At 55.3% G+C, this 17,819-nt stretch carries 15 protein-coding genes; 3 read left to right on the forward strand and 12 right to left on the reverse strand.

Translation table 11 applies throughout. The features are described from left to right. Nucleotides 1-83: 83 nt before the first annotated feature. The 7 genes from murB to V8L71_RS00725 are packed head-to-tail and all read right to left on the reverse strand — an operon-like array spanning nucleotide 84 to nucleotide 7,717. A complete protein-coding gene (gene murB, locus V8L71_RS00695) occupies nucleotides 84-1,112 on the reverse strand; it encodes a UDP-N-acetylmuramate dehydrogenase (protein WP_232774781.1) in 1,029 nt (342 codons plus the stop codon). Nucleotide 1,113: 1 nt separating this feature from the next. Beyond that, on the reverse strand, nucleotides 1,114-1,578 hold the full coding sequence (locus V8L71_RS00700) for a low molecular weight protein-tyrosine-phosphatase (RefSeq protein ID WP_101146202.1): 465 nt from the start codon (nucleotides 1,576-1,578) through the stop codon (nucleotides 1,114-1,116). A gap of 18 nt (nucleotides 1,579-1,596) precedes the next feature. Next, on the reverse strand, nucleotides 1,597-2,373 hold the full coding sequence (gene kdsB / locus V8L71_RS00705; RefSeq protein ID WP_101146203.1) for a 3-deoxy-manno-octulosonate cytidylyltransferase: 777 nt from the start codon (nucleotides 2,371-2,373) through the stop codon (nucleotides 1,597-1,599). Beyond that, the gene (locus V8L71_RS00710) at nucleotides 2,373-2,618 is read right to left on the reverse strand and encodes a Trm112 family protein (protein ID WP_101146204.1); all 246 of its coding nucleotides are present in this window, start codon (nucleotides 2,616-2,618) and stop codon (nucleotides 2,373-2,375) included. Before V8L71_RS00710 ends, kdsB begins: the two co-directional genes overlap by 1 nt. A 13-nt stretch (nucleotides 2,619-2,631) precedes the next feature. Next, nucleotides 2,632-3,660 carry a tetraacyldisaccharide 4'-kinase gene (lpxK, locus tag V8L71_RS00715; RefSeq protein ID WP_101146205.1) on the reverse strand — a complete coding sequence of 343 codons (1,029 nt, stop codon included), beginning with the start codon at nucleotides 3,658-3,660 and terminating at the stop codon, nucleotides 2,632-2,634. Beyond that, nucleotides 3,657-5,393, reverse strand: coding sequence for a lipid A export permease/ATP-binding protein MsbA (gene msbA / locus V8L71_RS00720; protein ID WP_101146206.1), 1,737 nt, complete (start codon nucleotides 5,391-5,393; stop codon nucleotides 3,657-3,659). The genes lpxK and msbA overlap by 4 nt, the downstream gene beginning before the upstream one ends. A gap of 56 nt (nucleotides 5,394-5,449) precedes the next feature. Continuing rightward, nucleotides 5,450-7,717 carry a DNA internalization-related competence protein ComEC/Rec2 gene (locus tag V8L71_RS00725; RefSeq protein ID WP_101146207.1) on the reverse strand — a complete coding sequence of 756 codons (2,268 nt, stop codon included), beginning with the start codon at nucleotides 7,715-7,717 and terminating at the stop codon, nucleotides 5,450-5,452. A gap of 97 nt (nucleotides 7,718-7,814) precedes the next feature. Between V8L71_RS00725 and V8L71_RS00730 the strand changes: the two genes are divergently transcribed. Continuing rightward, nucleotides 7,815-8,366, forward strand: a complete 552-nt coding sequence (locus V8L71_RS00730; RefSeq protein WP_008956819.1) for a DUF2062 domain-containing protein — start codon at nucleotides 7,815-7,817, stop codon at nucleotides 8,364-8,366. Nucleotides 8,367-8,389: 23 nt separating this feature from the next. Here the strand turns inward: V8L71_RS00730 and V8L71_RS00735 are convergent, their stop codons facing one another. After that, nucleotides 8,390-9,118: an ABC transporter ATP-binding protein gene (locus V8L71_RS00735; protein WP_101146208.1), complete on the reverse strand. Its 729-nt coding sequence runs from the start codon at nucleotides 9,116-9,118 to the stop codon at nucleotides 8,390-8,392. Between the two features lie 25 nt (nucleotides 9,119-9,143). Beyond that, nucleotides 9,144-10,385: a lipoprotein-releasing ABC transporter permease subunit gene (locus tag V8L71_RS00740; RefSeq protein WP_101146209.1), complete on the reverse strand. Its 1,242-nt coding sequence runs from the start codon at nucleotides 10,383-10,385 to the stop codon at nucleotides 9,144-9,146. Between the two features lie 180 nt (nucleotides 10,386-10,565). Here V8L71_RS00740 and V8L71_RS00745 point away from each other — a divergent pair, with 180 nt between their 5' ends. Beyond that, nucleotides 10,566-11,633, forward strand: a complete 1,068-nt coding sequence (locus V8L71_RS00745) for an agmatine deiminase family protein (RefSeq protein ID WP_101146210.1) — start codon at nucleotides 10,566-10,568, stop codon at nucleotides 11,631-11,633. Nucleotides 11,634-11,643: 10 nt separating this feature from the next. After that, nucleotides 11,644-12,546, forward strand: coding sequence for a carbon-nitrogen hydrolase (locus tag V8L71_RS00750; RefSeq protein ID WP_101146211.1), 903 nt, complete (start codon nucleotides 11,644-11,646; stop codon nucleotides 12,544-12,546). 92 nt (nucleotides 12,547-12,638) lie between these two features. On the opposite strand, the gene V8L71_RS00755 is transcribed toward V8L71_RS00750, so the two are convergent. From V8L71_RS00755 to secA, 3 genes are all read right to left on the reverse strand, one after another. Further along, complete coding sequence (locus V8L71_RS00755) at nucleotides 12,639-13,595, reverse strand: Nudix family hydrolase (RefSeq protein WP_101146212.1); 957 nt, start codon at nucleotides 13,593-13,595, stop codon at nucleotides 12,639-12,641. 121 nt (nucleotides 13,596-13,716) lie between these two features. Next, nucleotides 13,717-14,946: a bifunctional glutamate N-acetyltransferase/amino-acid acetyltransferase ArgJ gene (argJ, locus tag V8L71_RS00760; protein WP_101146213.1), complete on the reverse strand. Its 1,230-nt coding sequence runs from the start codon at nucleotides 14,944-14,946 to the stop codon at nucleotides 13,717-13,719. Between the two features lie 54 nt (nucleotides 14,947-15,000). Next, nucleotides 15,001-17,727 (reverse strand): preprotein translocase subunit SecA, encoded by a 2,727-nt coding sequence (gene secA, locus V8L71_RS00765; protein WP_336272935.1) that lies wholly within the window; start codon nucleotides 17,725-17,727, stop codon nucleotides 15,001-15,003. Nucleotides 17,728-17,819: the final 92 nt, after the last annotated feature.

The following is a 17,819-nucleotide window of genomic DNA, read 5'->3' on the forward strand; positions in this document are numbered from 1 at the left end:
AGCAAAATCCCCGCTTAAGCGGGGATTTTGCTGTTTAGGAGACGCCTTTTAAAAACGGCAGAAGGATTCGCTGGAAAAGGGTGTTAAGGATTAATAAAACGTGGCTCGGGTTCTAACAGCACGCCAAAGCGTGTTTTTACTTGAGCGGCGATATAGTTGGCGATTTTCATCAAGCCGAGGCGATCACCGCCACCAAAATGCACCAGCACCAGCGCTTGATGCTGGTGTACGCCAAAGGCGCCGTCGCGCATTCCTTTTAAACCGCACTGGTCGATCAACCAACCTGCCGCTAACTTTGTTTGCCCTCCCGCCTGGGGAAAATGGGGCATCGCAGGATACTGACGCGAAAGCTGTGCTGCCTGCTCATCACTTACTAGAGGATTTTTGAAGAAGCTTCCCGCGTTGGCAAGCACCTCAGGGTCGGGTAGCTTCTCGCGGCGAATAGCACAAACGGCTTCAGCAACCTCAAGCGGCGAGGGTGTGGCAGATAACCGCGCGGCAAGGTCGCCGTAATTCAGTTGCGGCGCTGGCATGCGTGATAAACGCAATATTAGCTGGGTAATCACAACACTATCGGCTAACTCGCCTTTAAAGATACTGTCCCGGTAAGCAAACGCGCACTCTTGAGTACTTAACCAATAACAGTGTCCAGTGGCGAGCTCCATGACCTGCACCGCTTGCAGCGTGTCAGCAAGCTCAACGCCGTAGGCGCCAATATTTTGCACCGGTGCCGCCCCGCAACTACCAGGAATTAGCGCCAAGTTTTCGATTCCCCACAACCCCCGTGCGGCAGTCGCCATGACTAAGGCGTGCCAATTAACCCCAGCGCCCACTTGGGCAAACACATCCCCTTGTTGAGCGCCTTTTGGATGTCTCAACCACCATTGCTTTAAGGCTGGGCGTAGCACCAGGCCCGGCAACTGCTCAGGCAGCAGTACATTGCTGCCACCGCCCAGCAACGTCACGGGCCAGCCCTGAGCGTGCGCATAAGCGAGTGCAGTGCGCAGTGCTGACAGCGTGCCCGGCGCTGCATAGTGCTCGGCGTGACAAGGTAGCCGCAGCGTATTGGCAAGGGTTAAATCAATATTGGTCTGCAGATTAAAAGCCGCCACCTCAGCGCTCACGTTTGAGGTGTTGAATGAGCCCGTTTGATGCGGCTTCAATCATATTTAGAACGTTTTCAAAGCCCTCATCCCCGCCATAATAAGGATCAGGCACCTCTGTACCAGGCGTCCCGGCAAAATCTAAAAACAGGCCGACATGAGCCTGGCTATTGGCGGGTTTCAGTTCAAGTATGGCTCGCAAATTGTTCTGATCCATACCCAGCACGTAATCAAATTCAGCAAAATCCTGTACATTTAACTGGCGGGCACGCAGGCCACTTAAATCGATACCACGGCATAAGGCCGCTTGCTGGGCGCGCGAGTCCGGCGCTTTGCCAACATGCCAACTGCCGACCCCGCAGGAGTCTATTTCAACGTCGTCGACTAGCCCTGCTTGCTCAAGGGCTCGGCGAAAAACACCTTCTGCGGTGGGCGAACGGCAAATATTGCCTAGACACACAAATAACACTTTCACAACAAATCTCCTTAGGCGCTAGACAAACAGCGCACGCACACGGGCTAAATCCCCGGCAGTATCAATACCCGCGGGATTTACCTCACAGGCTAAGGCTACCTGTATCGCGTGGCCGTTTTGTAGCGCACGCAGTTGCTCAAGCTGTTCAAGTTGCTCCAGGCTAGAGGCGGGCCAGTCACGGTAAGACGCTAGAAAACCCGCGCGGTATGCATAGAGGCCGATATGGCGCAGCCAAGCATCGGTCGCCAGTAGCGTGGGCGCCTGTTTGAAATGCTCCCGATCCCAGGGAATGGGTGCACGCGAGAAATACAGCGCTCGACCCTGCAGGGTGCGCACCACCTTGACCACGTTGGGATTAAACAGCGTGTCGACATCGTTGATCGGCTCCGCCAGCGTGGCAATCGATGCCTCGGGGTCATCGGCCAAGCGAAGGGCCACTTGATCAATCAAGGCAGGCGGAATCAAAGGCTCATCGCCCTGCACATTAACCAACAGAGCGTCATCCGCTAGCGCTAAGATATCAGCCACTTCGGCTAAGCGGTCAGTGCCCGAAGGATGATCGTCGCGCGTCATGATCACCTCAGCACCATAGGGCAGCATGGCATCCCGAATGCGGCTATCGTCCGTGGCCACCACAACCCGGCTGGCATGGCTTTGGCATGCGCGACGCCATACGTGGGCGACCATCGGCTCACCGGCAATTTCTAACAGCGGCTTGCCGGGCAAGCGGGTGGAGCCATAGCGTGCGGGTACTACAACCGTAAATTCAGGTACGGCGACGTCAGAAGAAGCCATTAAACGCCTCCGGATTGTCCTGAAGCGCGTCCCGAAGCGCTCCCTGGCGCGCGACCAGGGGAAGTAGGCAGCTTCTCATCGGCATCCATGGCACGGGCTTCTTCCGGCAGCATGACGGGAATCCCCTCTTGAATGGGATAGGCCAGGCCATCGTAGTGGCAACGCAACTCTTGGGCATCGCGGTCATATTTCAGCTTGCCGTTACACAACGGGCAGACCAGCATTGCCAGCAGTTCCTTATCCATGCGCGTGACTCCTTTAGGAAAGTGCCGACAGCCGCGCTGCCAGCCAGTGTTCAAATTCGGGTGGAAGCGCTGCTTCCACATCTAGTACCCAACTATTCGGCGGTGCCAGGGCATAACATTTAACGGCATCTTTGGCTGTCATGATAATCGGACGGATATCTGCAAATTTTAGCGCGTCAGCGCTGTAATGCTGATGATCGGCCAACGGGTGCCAGTCACCACTGACCCCCAAATTGGAAAGCGTGCGAAAAAAACGCCCGGGATTGCCAATCCCCGCCACTGCGTGCACTGGCAGCGTAAACGGCAGCGGCGCTAGCGAAAACCGAGCACCGTCATCTAAGCGGCGCCAATATCGCGGTGCTAACTGCATAGTGGTAACAGAGCCAACCGGCAACGCCTGCTGTGAATCACCATTGACAATCACGGCATCAACGCGTTGCAACCGGCTGGGCGATTCGCGCAGCGGCCCGGCGGGTAAGCAGCGACCATTACCTAAACCGCGGGCACCATCAACCACGACTAGCTCAATATCCCGCGCCAGTGCCAAGTGCTGCAAGCCATCGTCGCTCAAAATAATATCGCAACCCGCCGCCACTAGCGCCTGCACGCCGCGTGACCGTTTGGGGTCTGCCACTACCGGTAGCCCTGTCTGCTGCGCGAGCATCAAGGGTTCATCGCCGCTTTCGGTAACATTAGTGGCGGCGGTGACAAACAAGGGATAGTGCGAGGATGTTCCGCCATAGCCGCGGGTAACAATACCTGGCGACCAGCCCTGCGCCACCAGCCAATTGCCCAACCACGCCACTAACGGCGATTTCCCGGTCCCGCCTAAGGTAATATTGCCGACCACAATTACCGGCACGGGGGCCTTCCACGTAGCCTTCTTACCACGCTGGTAGGCCTGTTCACGGCGGGCCATTCCCCATTGATAAAGCGCCCCTAAGGGCTTCAGCGGCCAAAGCCAACGGCTGCCCTGATAGGCTCCTTGCAGCCAACGCTCTGCCAGTGTCCGGCTCTGTTGCCCTTTTTTAGGCAAGGTCATAATGCTTCTTGAAACTGCAACTGATGCAGCGCTGCATAGGCGCCATCGGCATCCAACAAGGCCTGATGGGTGCCCTCTTCAATAATACGCCCCTGATCCATCACCACGATCCGGTCGGCCCGTTCGATGGTGGACAGGCGGTGGGCAATCACCAATGTAGTGCGCCCCTCACAAACGCGTTCCAGCGCTTTCTGAATATAGCGCTCGGATTCCGTATCCAGCGCCGAGGTGGCCTCATCCAGTACCAGCAGCGGTGCATCTTTGAAGATAGCTCGGGCAATCGCTAGCCGCTGACGTTGCCCACCCGAGAGCATCACGCCGTTTTCGCCTACGGTGGTCGCATAACCATCGGGTAGTTTATCGATAAACTCGTGGGCATAGGCCGCTTCAGCCGCCGCTTGAATAGCCTGTGGGTCAGGATTAGCCACCCCATAGGCAATGTTATCGGCAATTGAGGCATTAAATAGCGTCACCTGCTGGGAGACCAAGGCAATCTGCTGGCGCAGCGGCCCAAGCGCGTACTCATCAACATTGACGCCATCAATGGTGATAATGCCTTGGCTAGGCCGGTAGAAGCGCGGCAATAGGCTCACCAGCGTAGATTTGCCACTTCCCGAGCGACCGACTATCGCCACCAGCTCACCTGGCGCCAGCCGTAGATTAATTTCATGCAGTACTTCGGGTTGGTCGTCGGCGTAGCGGAAGCTAACCTTATCGATAACGACCTCACCGCTTAAACGGCTGGCAATACGCTTACCGTTATCCTGCTCCGGCGTCATATCCAGTAGACCAAAAAGCTCTGAAGCTGCCGCCAACCCCTTCTGAATCTCACCGTTAATCTCAGTCAATTGGCGCACCGGTTTGATCATCAGGGCGGCGGCCGTAATAAAGGCGACGAACTCACCGGGGGTCATGTTCTCCATCAGGGAGGGCGCCATCGCCAGCCATACCAGCAGCGCCATTGAGATCGCCACCAGCATCAGAATTACCGGCGAGCTAACCGCCCGGGTCATGGCCTCTTTCATACTTTGGCGACGATTCTCTTCACTCACTCGCTCAAAGCGGTGCTTTTCATAATCTTCTGCGCCATGGGTGCGCACTACGCGATAGCCAGACAACGCTTCCGACGCAATATGGGTCACATCGCCCATAGAGTGCTGAATGCGCTTGGAGATACGCCTAAAGCGCTTACTGACGTAACTCACTACGACAGCAATAATCGGCGTCACGCCTAAAAACAGTAGCGTGAGCATCCAGTTGGTCCAGAGCAGATAAAGCACCAGGCCGACGACGAACAAGCCTTCACGCAAAATAATCGTCACCGCCTTGGTGGCCGCCCCTGCCACTTGCTCGACGTGGTAGGTCACCCGCGATACCAGTTGACCGCTGGAGTGGTGGTCAAAAAACCGGCCAGGCAGATGAAGAAGATGAGCAAATACATCGCAGCGCAGAGTATGAATCACGTAGCGACCCACATAAGCCATAAAGTAAGTACTTAAAAAAGTACCTACCCCGCGGGCGGAGAACATAATAATGACAAACAGTGGCAAGAAGAACCGGAAGGCCGCATCCGGGTTTTGAATGCCATCAATCAGCCGCTTCATCATTTCCGCCAGTGCGGTACTCGACGCGGCGTATACCACAAACCCCACCAGCGCCAACGAAAACGCGCGCCAATGTGGCTTAACATAGCCCAATAACCGCTTGTAAATACCCCAACTTGAATCAGCCACACGCGCTCCCGGCAATAGTGTGCAATGCGGTGAATTCTACCTGATGGCGACGTGGTTCAACACCGATTGCGTCGACTTGACCCTGGTCGCGTCGTTCTAACCTCTAAAGGACGAGCAGCTTCCAGCCAGAAACGCAGTGCGCCGTCTTGAGCCGTACTCCACAAACAGCTTTCCTGATCACGAAAACGGCGCACGACGGCATCTACCGGATGCTGAAAAGGGTTATCACGTCCTGCGCTAAAAACAACATGTTCAGGGGCGGTATGACGTACGAACTGAATACCCGAACTCGTTCCACTGCCGTGATGCCCCGCGACAAGCATAGAAACAGGCGAATCCACTTCTAGCAAAAAGCGTCGCTCTATCTCGGTACTTACATCCCCCGTGATGAGCAGCCGATGCTCGCCTACACTGACTTCCAATACGCAGGATCGATCATTGGGTGATAACGCATTAGCGCCTGCTGGCGGCCATAAAAAGCGATAATTAACACCATCACGCTGCCAAGTTTGACCTTGTTGGCACGCCCGACTCGCTATTGGCAGCGTTTCACCCGCAGGGGCAGTCCACTGAGTAACCTGATGCTCCGCTAATAGCGCATTAACGCCACCCGCATGGTCGTTATCGGCGTGACTAACGATCACCTGATCAAAGCGCTGACCCGGCGACCACAGCGTTTCCAGCGGCATAAAACCGCCGCGAAAGCGCGGTCCAGTGTCATAAAGCAGTCGATAATGTTCACTGCGCAGCTCTATCAGCTGCCCTTGCCCCACATCATGCACACTCACTCGAAGCCCCTGCTGGGGAGTCATCGACGATAGCGACCACCAAGGCAGCGCCACCACCAATGCTGTAGCGGCTAGCCGCATCCCCGGCAGCACCGCAGGCAATCCCCAACAGAGTGACAGTAGCAACAGCGCAAAGGCCAGCGGATAGGTTAATGGCCGATCAGGCTCCCATAGCGGCCAATGCTGAACAGAGAGGCTCAACAGTAAATGGAAAATATTAAGTGCGGCCTCAAACAGCCACCACAAAGCATGACCTAGAAAAGGCACCGGCGATAATAACCAACCCAGTAACGCCGTAGGCACCATGATGGAACTCACCCACGGCACGGCCACCAGGTTAATCAGTGGAGCGGCGGGCGCTATGCGCCCAAATGCTACCAGCACAGCGGCGGCCATTAGCGGTGCAAGCAGCAACTGCGATCTGACCAGCGCCCAACACCAGCCTTTAATACCCTGGGGCCGCCGCCGCCCCTGCCAAATAGTGATTAACCATGCCACCGCCAAAAAGGAAAGCCACATACCGGGCCGCCACAGAGCCAACGGATCAACGAGAAGCACCAGCGCAATGGCCAGCCACCATCCTTGCCATGGGCTTGGTGCATGTCGACCACTAAGCACCCACAGGCCAATCAACGTCATCACCATGGCACGCATAGCGGGCGGTGCCATCCCGGCAAGCGTGGCGTAACTGATGCAGGCTACCGCCGCCACCCACCAAGGCCAAGCGCGCATGCGCCAGTTGGTAGGCGTCGTTAAGCGCGCTCCGAGCTTGGCAAGCATCAATACAAATGATGTCACCAGCCCAACATGTAAGCCTGAAATAACGACCAGATGGGTTGTACCGGTCGCATTCAACAATGACCAGTCATCTTGGGTAAGCTGTTCGCTATCACCCAGTGTCAGCGCCGCCAACCAGCGTTTAGTGCGCTCATCCAGCGCCTGCCGGGCTAAAAAACCCACCCCCAACTGACGCAGCGATGGCCCGGCGGAAGCTAGCCGAACCGGCGGTGGATCTTGGCGCAGATACCCAGTGGCGTGAATTCCCTCACGCCATAGCCACTGCTCATAATCAAACGTACCGGGGTTGGCAAAACCACTGGGAGGCCGCAAACGTAGCGTCATTCGCCACTGTTCACCGGGATAAAAAGCTTCATCGCTATAAGCCGTTACCCGCACCTTGTTTATCACCGAGCAACGTGGTCGTTGTGCCGGGCCTTGGCAGCTATCAACACGCAGCATCAGACGCGTTGCGTCTCCCGACGGCTGAGCGTTCAGCACAGTGGCTTCAACGACTATATCCTCACCACTCAGGCCTGTCGGCAAACGGCTCGCCCATTCATGCTGAACGCCTGCAAATACCCATAGACCCATCAGTAGCCATATACCTCGGCGGGGTTGCCACGCCACTATCAACAACGCGGCGACCAGCACCCACCCAAACGCATTTGAGGTCATCCCTACAGCATGGCTGTACCATGCCAAAATCCCTCCAGCGAGAGCTGCAAGTGCAGCGGGCATGGCGACCCCTAACCGCATAGAACTCTCCCTGGCGAATGTTCATTGATGGCCTAGCATAGCCGAAGGGCAGCGCTATATGGATAATGGGCAGCATCGATAGGTAAGAGTATCCGTCATGCCGCGCAGGTTCCTGCAGCGCTACATGCCCAAACCCGACACCATCAGAAAACAGCGCTCGCTACGCTTTATGGCACCGCTGATTGCAGACCCGGGTTTGTGGCTACTAACTCGCCGAAGCGTTGCCAATGCGTTTAGCGTGGGTGTGTTTTGCGCCATGCTCCCCATCCCTTTTCAGATGGTGGTCGCTGCGCTGGGTGCTCGCTTAACGCGCTGCAACTTAGCCCTTTCAATCGGTTTGGTATGGATCACTAACCCTTTAACAATGCCGCTCATTTTTTACGGCAATTATCGGATTGGCACTTTCATACTCGGTGCGCCTGTACGAGAAGCCCCCTCGCGTATTTCAACGCGCTGGATTGCCGAACAGATGCACGACATTATGCCGCCTCTGATCGTTGGCTCGCTGGTGACAGCGTTGATATTAGCGATCGTCGTCAATATCGGTATCCGCTTAATCTGGCGCTGGCACGTCTCCCATAATTGGAAACGCCGCCGCCAAAAACGTCGGCAGCGGCGTGCGCAGATTGAAGCAGAATTTGATGATTAAGCTTTAAGAGCCTATCTCCATCGTTAACGCGCTGGCGTTTGCTCGACCAACCTACCTGCATCCAGCTTAAGCACACGATCCTGATGAGCGGCAAGGCTCACATCGTGGGTCACAATCACAAAGGCACAGGCGCTCTCTTTGGCCAGCTCATCCATCAGCGCCAAAATAGTCGCTGCAGTGGTCTGATCAAGGTTGCCCGTGGGTTCATCCATCAGCACCAAGCTGGGGTCGGTAACCAGTGCCCGGGCAATCGCCACGCGTTGACGCTCACCACCAGAAAGCTCACCTGGCTTATGGTCGGCACGCGGCTGCATGCCCACTCGCTCCAATATCTGCATCGCCCGCTGCTCGGCCGCCTTTTTCGACTGGCCGCGAATAATCAGCGGCAACGCCGCATTTTCTACGGCGGTGAACTCCGCCAGCAGGTGGTGAAACTGATACACAAACCCAATGTAGCGGTTCCGAAAGCTGCCCAGCGCCGCTTCATTCAAACCCGATAGCGGCTCACCAGCGATCACCACACTGCCTTCGCTGGGGCGGTCGAGCCCTCCCAGCAGATTCAGCAATGTGGTCTTACCGGAGCCCGAACTGCCGACGATAGCCACCCGCTCTCCAGCGCGCACTTGCAGGCTGAGCTTATCGAGCACCGTTAGATCCTGTGGGCCTTCGCTGTAAGTCTTAGTCAGCGCTTGGCAATCGAGCATAATGGCTGCGTCTGGTTGTGCGTGGGTAGACACCGTATTCGTAGACATCATGTCATCCTTATTCCTGAAGCCATTATTCATAGCGCAATACATCCGCTGGCTGAACCCGCGCCGCACGCCAAGCAGGATAGAGCGTGGACAGGAATGTCAGCCCAAAGGCTGCCAATACGATACGGCTAACATCATCCCACTGTAAGCGAGAAGGTAAATCGCTAATGAAGTAAACCCCAGCATCCAAGAACTGAATGCCCAATGTCCCTTCGACCCAGCCAATCAGATCAGCGATAGTGAGTGCCAGCAGCACGCCCACCGCCACACCAATCGCAATGCCAATCAAGCCAATGGCCATGCCCTGAACAATAAAGATGCCCATGATAGAGCGCGGCGTGGCCCCGATGGTGCGCAGAATAGCGATATCGGCGCGCTTGTCAGTCACTACCATGACCAGCGTGGAGACGATATTAAATGCTGCCACGGCGATAATGACGGTTAAAAGCAGCGCAATCATGCGCTTTTCCATCTGTATTGCTTGAAACAAATTGCCATGAGAGAACGTCCAGTCGCTGCCGAGGTACTCAGGGCCAAGTTCGTTGAGAATGGCCTGAGTTTCGCTACTAGCAGCAAACAGGTCGTCGAGCTGAAGGCGAAGCCCGCCAATGGCCTCGCCCAAGCGGGCAAGCGTCTGCATATCTTCTATATTGGCATAGGCCAAGTTAGCGTCTAAATCAGCGCCGACGCTAAAAATACCGCTCACGGTGAAGCGCTTTAAGCGAGGAAACACCCCCGCCGGGGTAATCGAAGCCTCAGGCACCAAAAGCGTCACCCGGTCCCCAACCCCAACGCCCAGGCTGCGCGCCAACATCGACCCCAGCACCACATTCCACTCGCCGGGTACGAGATCAGCTAGCTCCCCCTGCGTCATGTGTTCGCCAATGATAGAGACTCGGTCTTCCCAGTCAGGGTTGATGCCATTAACCATGGCCCCCTGATTGCGGCCACCGACCGAGAACATGCCCTGTTGTTCGACAAAAGGCGCCGCGCCAATGACCCGCTCTCGCTGCATCAACTCTTCGGCCAGAGACTCCCATTCGACCATTCCCACACGGGACTCAATTTTAGCGTGGGGAACCATGCCTAAAATGCGCGTCCTCAGCTCATGGTCAAAGCCGTTCATTACCGACAACACCAGAATAAGTACGGCGACCCCTAACATTAACCCCAGCATTGAGGTAAGCGAAATAAACGAAATAAAATGGTTCCGGCGTTTAGCGCGCACGTAGCGCAGCCCCACCAGAAAAGGCAAACGATCAAGCATGGCGTCATTCCTTATCAATAAGCGCTCATGGTACGGTTTTTTTAGTCTCACTGCATGTTCCAAACGGCCATTAGAGCGATCAGCCCTGCGAGCGTTCAGATTAAAAACGTTACGCTTGCAACTTGCCCCGCCACCACCTACATTGCGCCGATTTACTGCTGACCGTGGGCCTGCGCTTTTATGACTTATCGTTTGCTACCCGAATGGTATCCCCAAGACGGGATACAGTTGACCTGGCCGCGGCCTGATGGCGATTGGGCGCCCATGCTTGCTCGCATCGAAGCCACCCTGGAACGTATTGTGATCGCCACGACACGCTTTCAGCGCGTGCTGATTTGCGTGCCCGATGAGTCAACACAACAACGCTTAGCCACTACATTTGACGCTTACGGCGTGCCTGCTTCCCGGCTGCAGCTTATTGTCGCACCCACTGATGATACCTGGGCGAGAGACCATGGCCCGATAAGTGTTATCGATGAGCAGGGCCAGATGATGATGCTCGATTACACTTTTACCGGCTGGGGCGGTAAGTTCCCCGCTGAGCGTGATAATCGGCTTACCCAGTGGCTTGCCGAGGCGGGCGTTTGGGCTTGCCCGGTAGCGACACGGAATTTAGTGCTGGAAGGTGGGGGTATCGAAACCGACGGAGAAGGCACACTACTCACTACAGAAGCATGCCTGCTTAATCCCAACCGTAACCCCACGCTATCGCGAGAGAATATAGAAGTACAGCTCGCCCAAGATTTTGGCGTTGACCGCGTATTATGGCTGGCCAATGGGCATTTAGAAGGCGACGATACCGACAGCCATATCGATACGCTTGCCCGTTTTTGCGACCCAACCACCATCGCCTATGTACGCTGCGATGATCCCAATGATCCTCATTATCCGGCACTGGCGGCGATGGAGCAGGAGTTACAGGCGTTTCGACAACGCAATGGTGAACCCTACCGTTTGATCGCGCTGCCTTGGCCCCAGGCCTGCTTCGACCCTGATGACGGCCACCGCCTACCCGCCACCTATGCGAACTTTTTGATCATCAATCAAGCCGTACTAGTCCCTACATACGGCGACCCGGCGGATGTCACCGCGCTACGCGCACTGGCAAGTGCATTTCCAGAACACACCCTAATTCCGATTGAGTGCGTTAGCGTTATTCGCCAACATGGCAGCCTGCACTGCTTAACGATGCAGCTTCCACAAGGCACGCTTACCCAGGGTACGCTTTCCGCGACCGCTATTTGCTAAAGGAGTCACCATGTCGACAACGCTAACCGTCGCTGTTGTGCAGCAACCCGCGTGGCCTGATAAAGCGCAAAGCCTAGCCGCCAGTGAAGCAGGTATCCGCAGTGCCGTTGAACAAGGCGCTCAGTTGGTACTACTGCAAGAACTGCATGCCACTCACTACTTTTGCCAGTTCGAAGACCCTTCGCTGTTTGATCTAGCAGAGCCGTTGGATGGCCCGACCGGGCAGCGTCTTGCAGCACTCGCTAAGGAGCTGGACATTGTCCTGGTCGGTTCACTGTTTGAACGTCGCGCACCGGGGCTTTACCACAATACCGCTGTGGTCTATGACCGCGCCAAAGGGCGCGTTGGGCAGTACCGTAAAATGCATATCCCCGATGATCCTGGGTTTTATGAGAAGTTTTATTTTACGCCAGGCGATCATGACAGCTCCCGCGGAGAAGGCTTTACGCCCATTGAGACATCCGTAGGTCGTCTCGGCGTGCTGGTCTGCTGGGATCAGTGGTATCCAGAAGCCGCCCGGCTGATGGCCCTGGCCGGTGCGGACTTACTGCTCTACCCCACTGCGATTGGTTGGGATCCCAATGACGATGCCGCTGAAAAGGCACGTCAGAAAGATGCCTGGACGGTGATTCAGCGCGCCCACGGTGTCGCCAACGGCTTACCTGTGCTGGTGGCTAACCGGGTTGGTTTTGAGGCGGATCACTCCGAAGTCGGCGATGGCATTCAGTTCTGGGGTGGTAGTTTTGTCTGTGGGCCGCAAGGTGAGCTATTGGCCCATGCGGGGGAAGAGACCGAGCAGTTAGTCGTTGAGCTTGATATGGCGCGCAGTGAAAACACCCGCCGCATTTGGCCCTACCTGAGGGATCGTCGAGTAGATGCCTATGGGGACTTAACTCGTCGTTACCGCGACTAACCCCCCATCCCCCCCAAGAAAACAAAACGCCTGCCTGGGATAAATACTCAGGCAGGCGTTTTTGATGACCCACGACCGATTAACGCAGCGTATTACTTCCAGAAATCACGAATGGAGGCGATCCCTTGAGCGCCTACGGCACGGGCGTGATTGGCATCAAAGCGCGTCATACCGCCTAATGCAAACACCGGCATACCGGCACGTTCGACCAACTGTTGAAAGTCATGCCAACCGAGCGGAGCGACTTCAGGGTGTGAAGGCGTGGTGCGCAGCGGCGACAGGCTGACAAAGTCACAGCCTAATACGGCTGCTTGGGTAAGCTGCTTCTGGTTGTGCGTCGATGCGGAAAGCCATTTATTTTCAGCAATCGGACGACGCTCAAGCTGCATCAAACGCTCGCTGGTCAAATGAATGCCATCAGCGTCAATATGATCCAGCAGGGTGGGTTCACCATTAAGCAGCAGCCGTGCGCCGTGCTCACGGCATAGCGTCAGAGCTCGCCGAGCACGGGCGAGATAAGCCGCTTCGTCCAGCTGCTTGGCACGCAGCTGCACCAAGCGAATCTTGTCTTCACGCAGCGCGCGCTCCAGAAACGCATCAAAACGCGCTTCATCAGTCTCTTCACCGGTGATCAAATACTCGGTAGGCAACCTTACTGCCTGCAGTATCGGTAAATTTGCTGCCGGGAAAGGATAGTTGGAGAGTTCGCTCATAGGCACCCAGCGCACGGCCTGACCTTCACGGCCAAAAGGCTCTCCGGCAAACTCATGCACCTGCCACACATCAAGCAGAATATGCTTGTCAGGATACTCATGGTGAACGCGAATCAATGGCTGAGCACAAACAATCTCGACGCCTAGCTCTTCATGCAGTTCACGTTTTAATCCTTCAAGACCGGTCTCATAAGGTGCTAGTTTGCCACCCGGAAACTCCCACAGTCCGCCATGATCAACGTTTGACGGCCGACGAGCGATCAGTACTTGCTGTTGATCGGCGCTGATAATCGCAGCTGCCGCGACATGAACCCGTCGTTTTACCTTTATGTTCATATACTCATATACTCGTTACGTCTTGATCCACTGCGCGCACCAACGCTTCTGCCATCGGCGCTATCTCGCTGCGTGTGTCCATTACCCCTACCAACCAACGCCCCCAACTGAGAGCGACTGATTAGCTACGATAATCCGCGTTGATAGACACATAGTCATGAGAGAGGTCAGAGGTCCACACCGTGGCACTCTCTTCGCCGCGCCCCAAGCTAATGCGAATGGTAATTTCTGACTGTGCCATCACAGCACTTCCCGCTGCTTCAGTGTAGCCAGCCGCGCGCCCGCCTTGTTCGACTAAACGCACATCGCCCAGATCAATCACCACGCGGTTAACGTCAAAATCGTTCACTGGCGCCCGCCCGACGGCTGCTAGTATTCGCCCCCAGTTGGCATCAGAAGCGTACAGCGCTGTTTTGACCAGGGGCGAATGAGCAACGGTGAAGGCTACATCAAGTGCTTCTTGACGACTTTGCGCTTCGCCAACCTGCAGAGTAACGAACTTAGTCGCCCCTTCAGCATCGCGAATGATCGCTTGCGCCAGCTCGGTCATTACCCGTTGTAAAGCGTTACTGAACGCGGCTATCTGCGCTTCATCGGCGATTCGAGGACCTGTACCAGTCGCCGCCAACATACAGGCGTCATTGGTAGAGGTATCGCTATCCACCGTGATGCAGTTAAAAGAGCGATCGACGGTTTCACGCAGTAGCCGATCCAGTAGCGGTGCCTCGATAGCTGCATCGGTCACCACAAAGCCCAACATGGTCGCCATGTTGGGCTTGATCATGCCAGACCCTTTCGTGATGCCGTTAATTGTTACCTGCTGATTACCTATTTCAACCGTGACACTGGCCCCTTTGGCCCGGGTGTCGGTGGTTAAAATGCCTTGGCCTGCGTGTTCCCAGGCAACACTGTCGCTGGACAAACTTTCAAGCGCCGGTGCCAATCCCGCTAGCAGTTTTTCCATTGGCAGCGGTTCACCAATCACACCGGTTGAGAATGGCATTATATCTTCAGCCGCAACTCCAACCTGTTTGGCAAGCTCAGCACAGCATGCCCGCGCATCGCGCAAGCCTGCCTCGCCAGTGCCCGCGTTCGCGTTGCCGGTATTGATCAACCAATAACGCGGCGAGCGGTGCTCCGCACGGCACTGTTCAAGGTGCTGCTTGGCCACTACTACCGGCGCTGCACAAAAGGCATTACGGGTAAAAACCCCCGATACCGTCGCTGTGTCGGGCAGTTCAATCACCACCACATCACGGCGATCCGGCTTTTTGATACCCGCCATTGCAACCCCAAGGCGCACCCCTTGCAGGGGTGGCAACTCTGGAAAGGGAGTATTTCCCACCGCCATGATTCTCTCCTTTAGGCAAACCTTGATCAGACGTTATCTCAGACACAATCGCCGTTAGCTTAATTTTCCACAGCACTGCTTGTACTTTTTACCTGAACCACAAAAACAGGGATCGTTACGGCCCACTTTGGGGCCTTCGCGGCGCACTGGACGCCCTTCATTGCCAGGCGCTTCTTGATCGCTCTCAGATTGCTCAGGGGCCGGGGCGTCATGGCGGCTGGCGGCGGTTTCACGCTCCAGCGCTTCTCGGCGTTGACGCTCAAGGGCATCCACTTCCTCGGGCTGGCGAACCTGAACGTGGCTCAGAATGCGCGTTACATCTTCTTTAATATGGTCAAGCAGGTGTTGGAAGAGCTCAAACGATTCACGCTTGTACTCCTGCTTGGGGTTTTTCTGGGCATAGCCACGCAGGTGAATACCACGGCGTAGATGATCCATTGACTGAAGGTGCTCTTTCCAACGCGTATCCAGCACCTGCAGCATGACTTGCTTCTCAAAGCGACGAATCAGTTTCTCGCCCGCTGCAGCCACTTTTGCCGCATAGGCTTCACGGTGCATGGTCTGCAGCCGCTCACGCAACTGCTCCTCGCTAAAGCGATCATCCTCAGCAGCCCACTTAACCACGGGCGCATCAAGATTAAACTCTGTTTTCAGGTGCGCTTCCAAACCGGGCAAATCCCACTGCTCGGGCAGGCTCTGAGGAGGAACATAGCTGCTAATTGCCGTTTCCATTACCTCTTCACGAATACCGATAACGGCATCAGCCACATCGTCTGCGGCGAGAATTTCATTACGCTGGTCGTAGATCACCCGTCGCTGGTCGTTGGCAACGTCATCGTACTCAAGCAGCTGCTTACGAATATCGAAGTTACGTCCTTCGACTTTTTTCTGGGCACGCTCAACCGCATTGGAGACCATTTTATGCTCAATGGCTTCACCATGCTCAAGCCCTAACGCCTGCATCAAGCGTTTAACGCGATCAGAGCCAAACAGACGCATTAGGCTGTCTTCAAGCGACAAGAAGAACCGCGTGGAGCCAGGGTCGCCCTGGCGACCAGCACGGCCACGCAGCTGATTGTCGATACGCCGAGACTCATGGCGCTCAGACCCCACCACATGTAAGCCGCCGGCGGCCAACACAGCATCGTGGCGTGCCTGCCACTCAGCCTTTAACGCATCAACCTGCTCTTGGCTTGGGTTTTGTAGCTTGGCCGATTCAGCCTCCCAATTGCCGCCCAGCACGATATCGGTACCCCGTCCAGCCATGTTGGTGGCGATGGTAATTGCCCCTGGGCGGCCTGCCTGAGCGATAATTTCGGCTTCACTCTGGTGCTGTTTGGCGTTAAGCACGTTGAACGCGAGGCCTGCCTCTCGCATCAGATTGGCAAGGTACTCCGATGTTTCAATTGAGGCCGTACCAACCAGCACAGGGCGCCCAGCTTCCGTCTCAGTTTTGACATCTTTAATGATCGCTTCGTATTTTTCTTCAGCGCTCAAATAGACTAGATCGTTCAGGTCTTTACGTGCCAATGGACGGTTGGTAGGAATAACCACCACGTCGAGGCCATAAATTTGACGAAATTCAAAGGCTTCAGTATCCGCTGTACCGGTCATACCGGCTAACTTCTCATACAGACGGAAATAATTCTGGAAGGTGGTGGAGGCAAGCGTTTGGCTTTCGCGCTGTACCGTAACGCCCTCTTTGGCTTCTACAGCCTGGTGCAAGCCTTCCGACCAGCGGCGCCCTGGCATCGAACGGCCAGTGTGTTCGTCGACGATGACTACCTGACCTTCAGAAACGATGTAATCGACATCACGATTATAGAGGTAGCGGGCGCGCAGGGCCGAATGCATATGCTGGAGCAAATTGAGGTTTTGCGCTGCATAGAGTGATTCTTCATCACCCAATAAACCCTCGCCGCGCATTAGCTCTTCAACTTTGTTATGACCCTGCTCCGTTAGCTCTACCTGTTTCTGCTTTTCGTCAACTAAGAAGTCGCCGACCACCGGGGCATCTTCATCTTCACTCTCTTCGCCTTTCTCAAGCTGCTGGGCCAACTGATTAACGACTTTATAGAGATCCGTATTTTCGTCTACCGCGCCCGAAATAATCAGCGGTGTACGCGCTTCATCGATAAGAATCGAGTCAACTTCATCGACAATCGCAAAATGCAGGCCACGCTGCACTTTGTCTTCTAACGAAAACGCCATGTTATCGCGTAGATAATCAAAGCCAAACTCGTTATTGGTGCCGTAGGTAATATCGCACTGATAGGCATGGCGCTTCTCTTCGCCAGACTGACCGGAGAAAATAACACCAATGGAAAGGCCTAGAAATTCATACAGCGGGCGCATCCACTCAGCATCACGACGGGCCAAATAGTCGTTCACGGTCACCACGTGAACGCCTTTCTCCGTTAGCGCATTCAGATACACCACCAGCGTTGCCACCAGGGTTTTACCTTCACCGGTTTTCATTTCTGCAATACGGCCACGGTGCAGGGTCATACCACCCACCATCTGCACGTCAAAGTGACGCATGCCCATCACGCGCTTACTGGCCTCTCGGACGATTGCAAAGGCGGGAGCTAACAGCGCATCTAGGGACTCACCTGACGCGAGACGTTCGCGCAATTGCGCTGTTTTTTGCTGCAAATCAGCGTCACTTAATGCCTCAAATTCTGCTTCTAGGGCATTAATCTGAGGCACATTTTTATGCATGCGTTTTACATCGCGGTCATTTTTAGAACCAACGACTTTACGTAATAAATTATTAAGCATGAAATATCCAAGTATTCACGAACAACCCATCGGACTTTGCCTATATACGGCAGACCTTTTTCTGCAGGTCTTCTACCTACCAGCGTAGGGAC

This window comes from Vreelandella indica, from assembly GCF_037070225.1.
In the GTDB taxonomy this organism is placed as follows: domain Bacteria; phylum Pseudomonadota; class Gammaproteobacteria; order Pseudomonadales; family Halomonadaceae; genus Vreelandella; species Vreelandella arctica.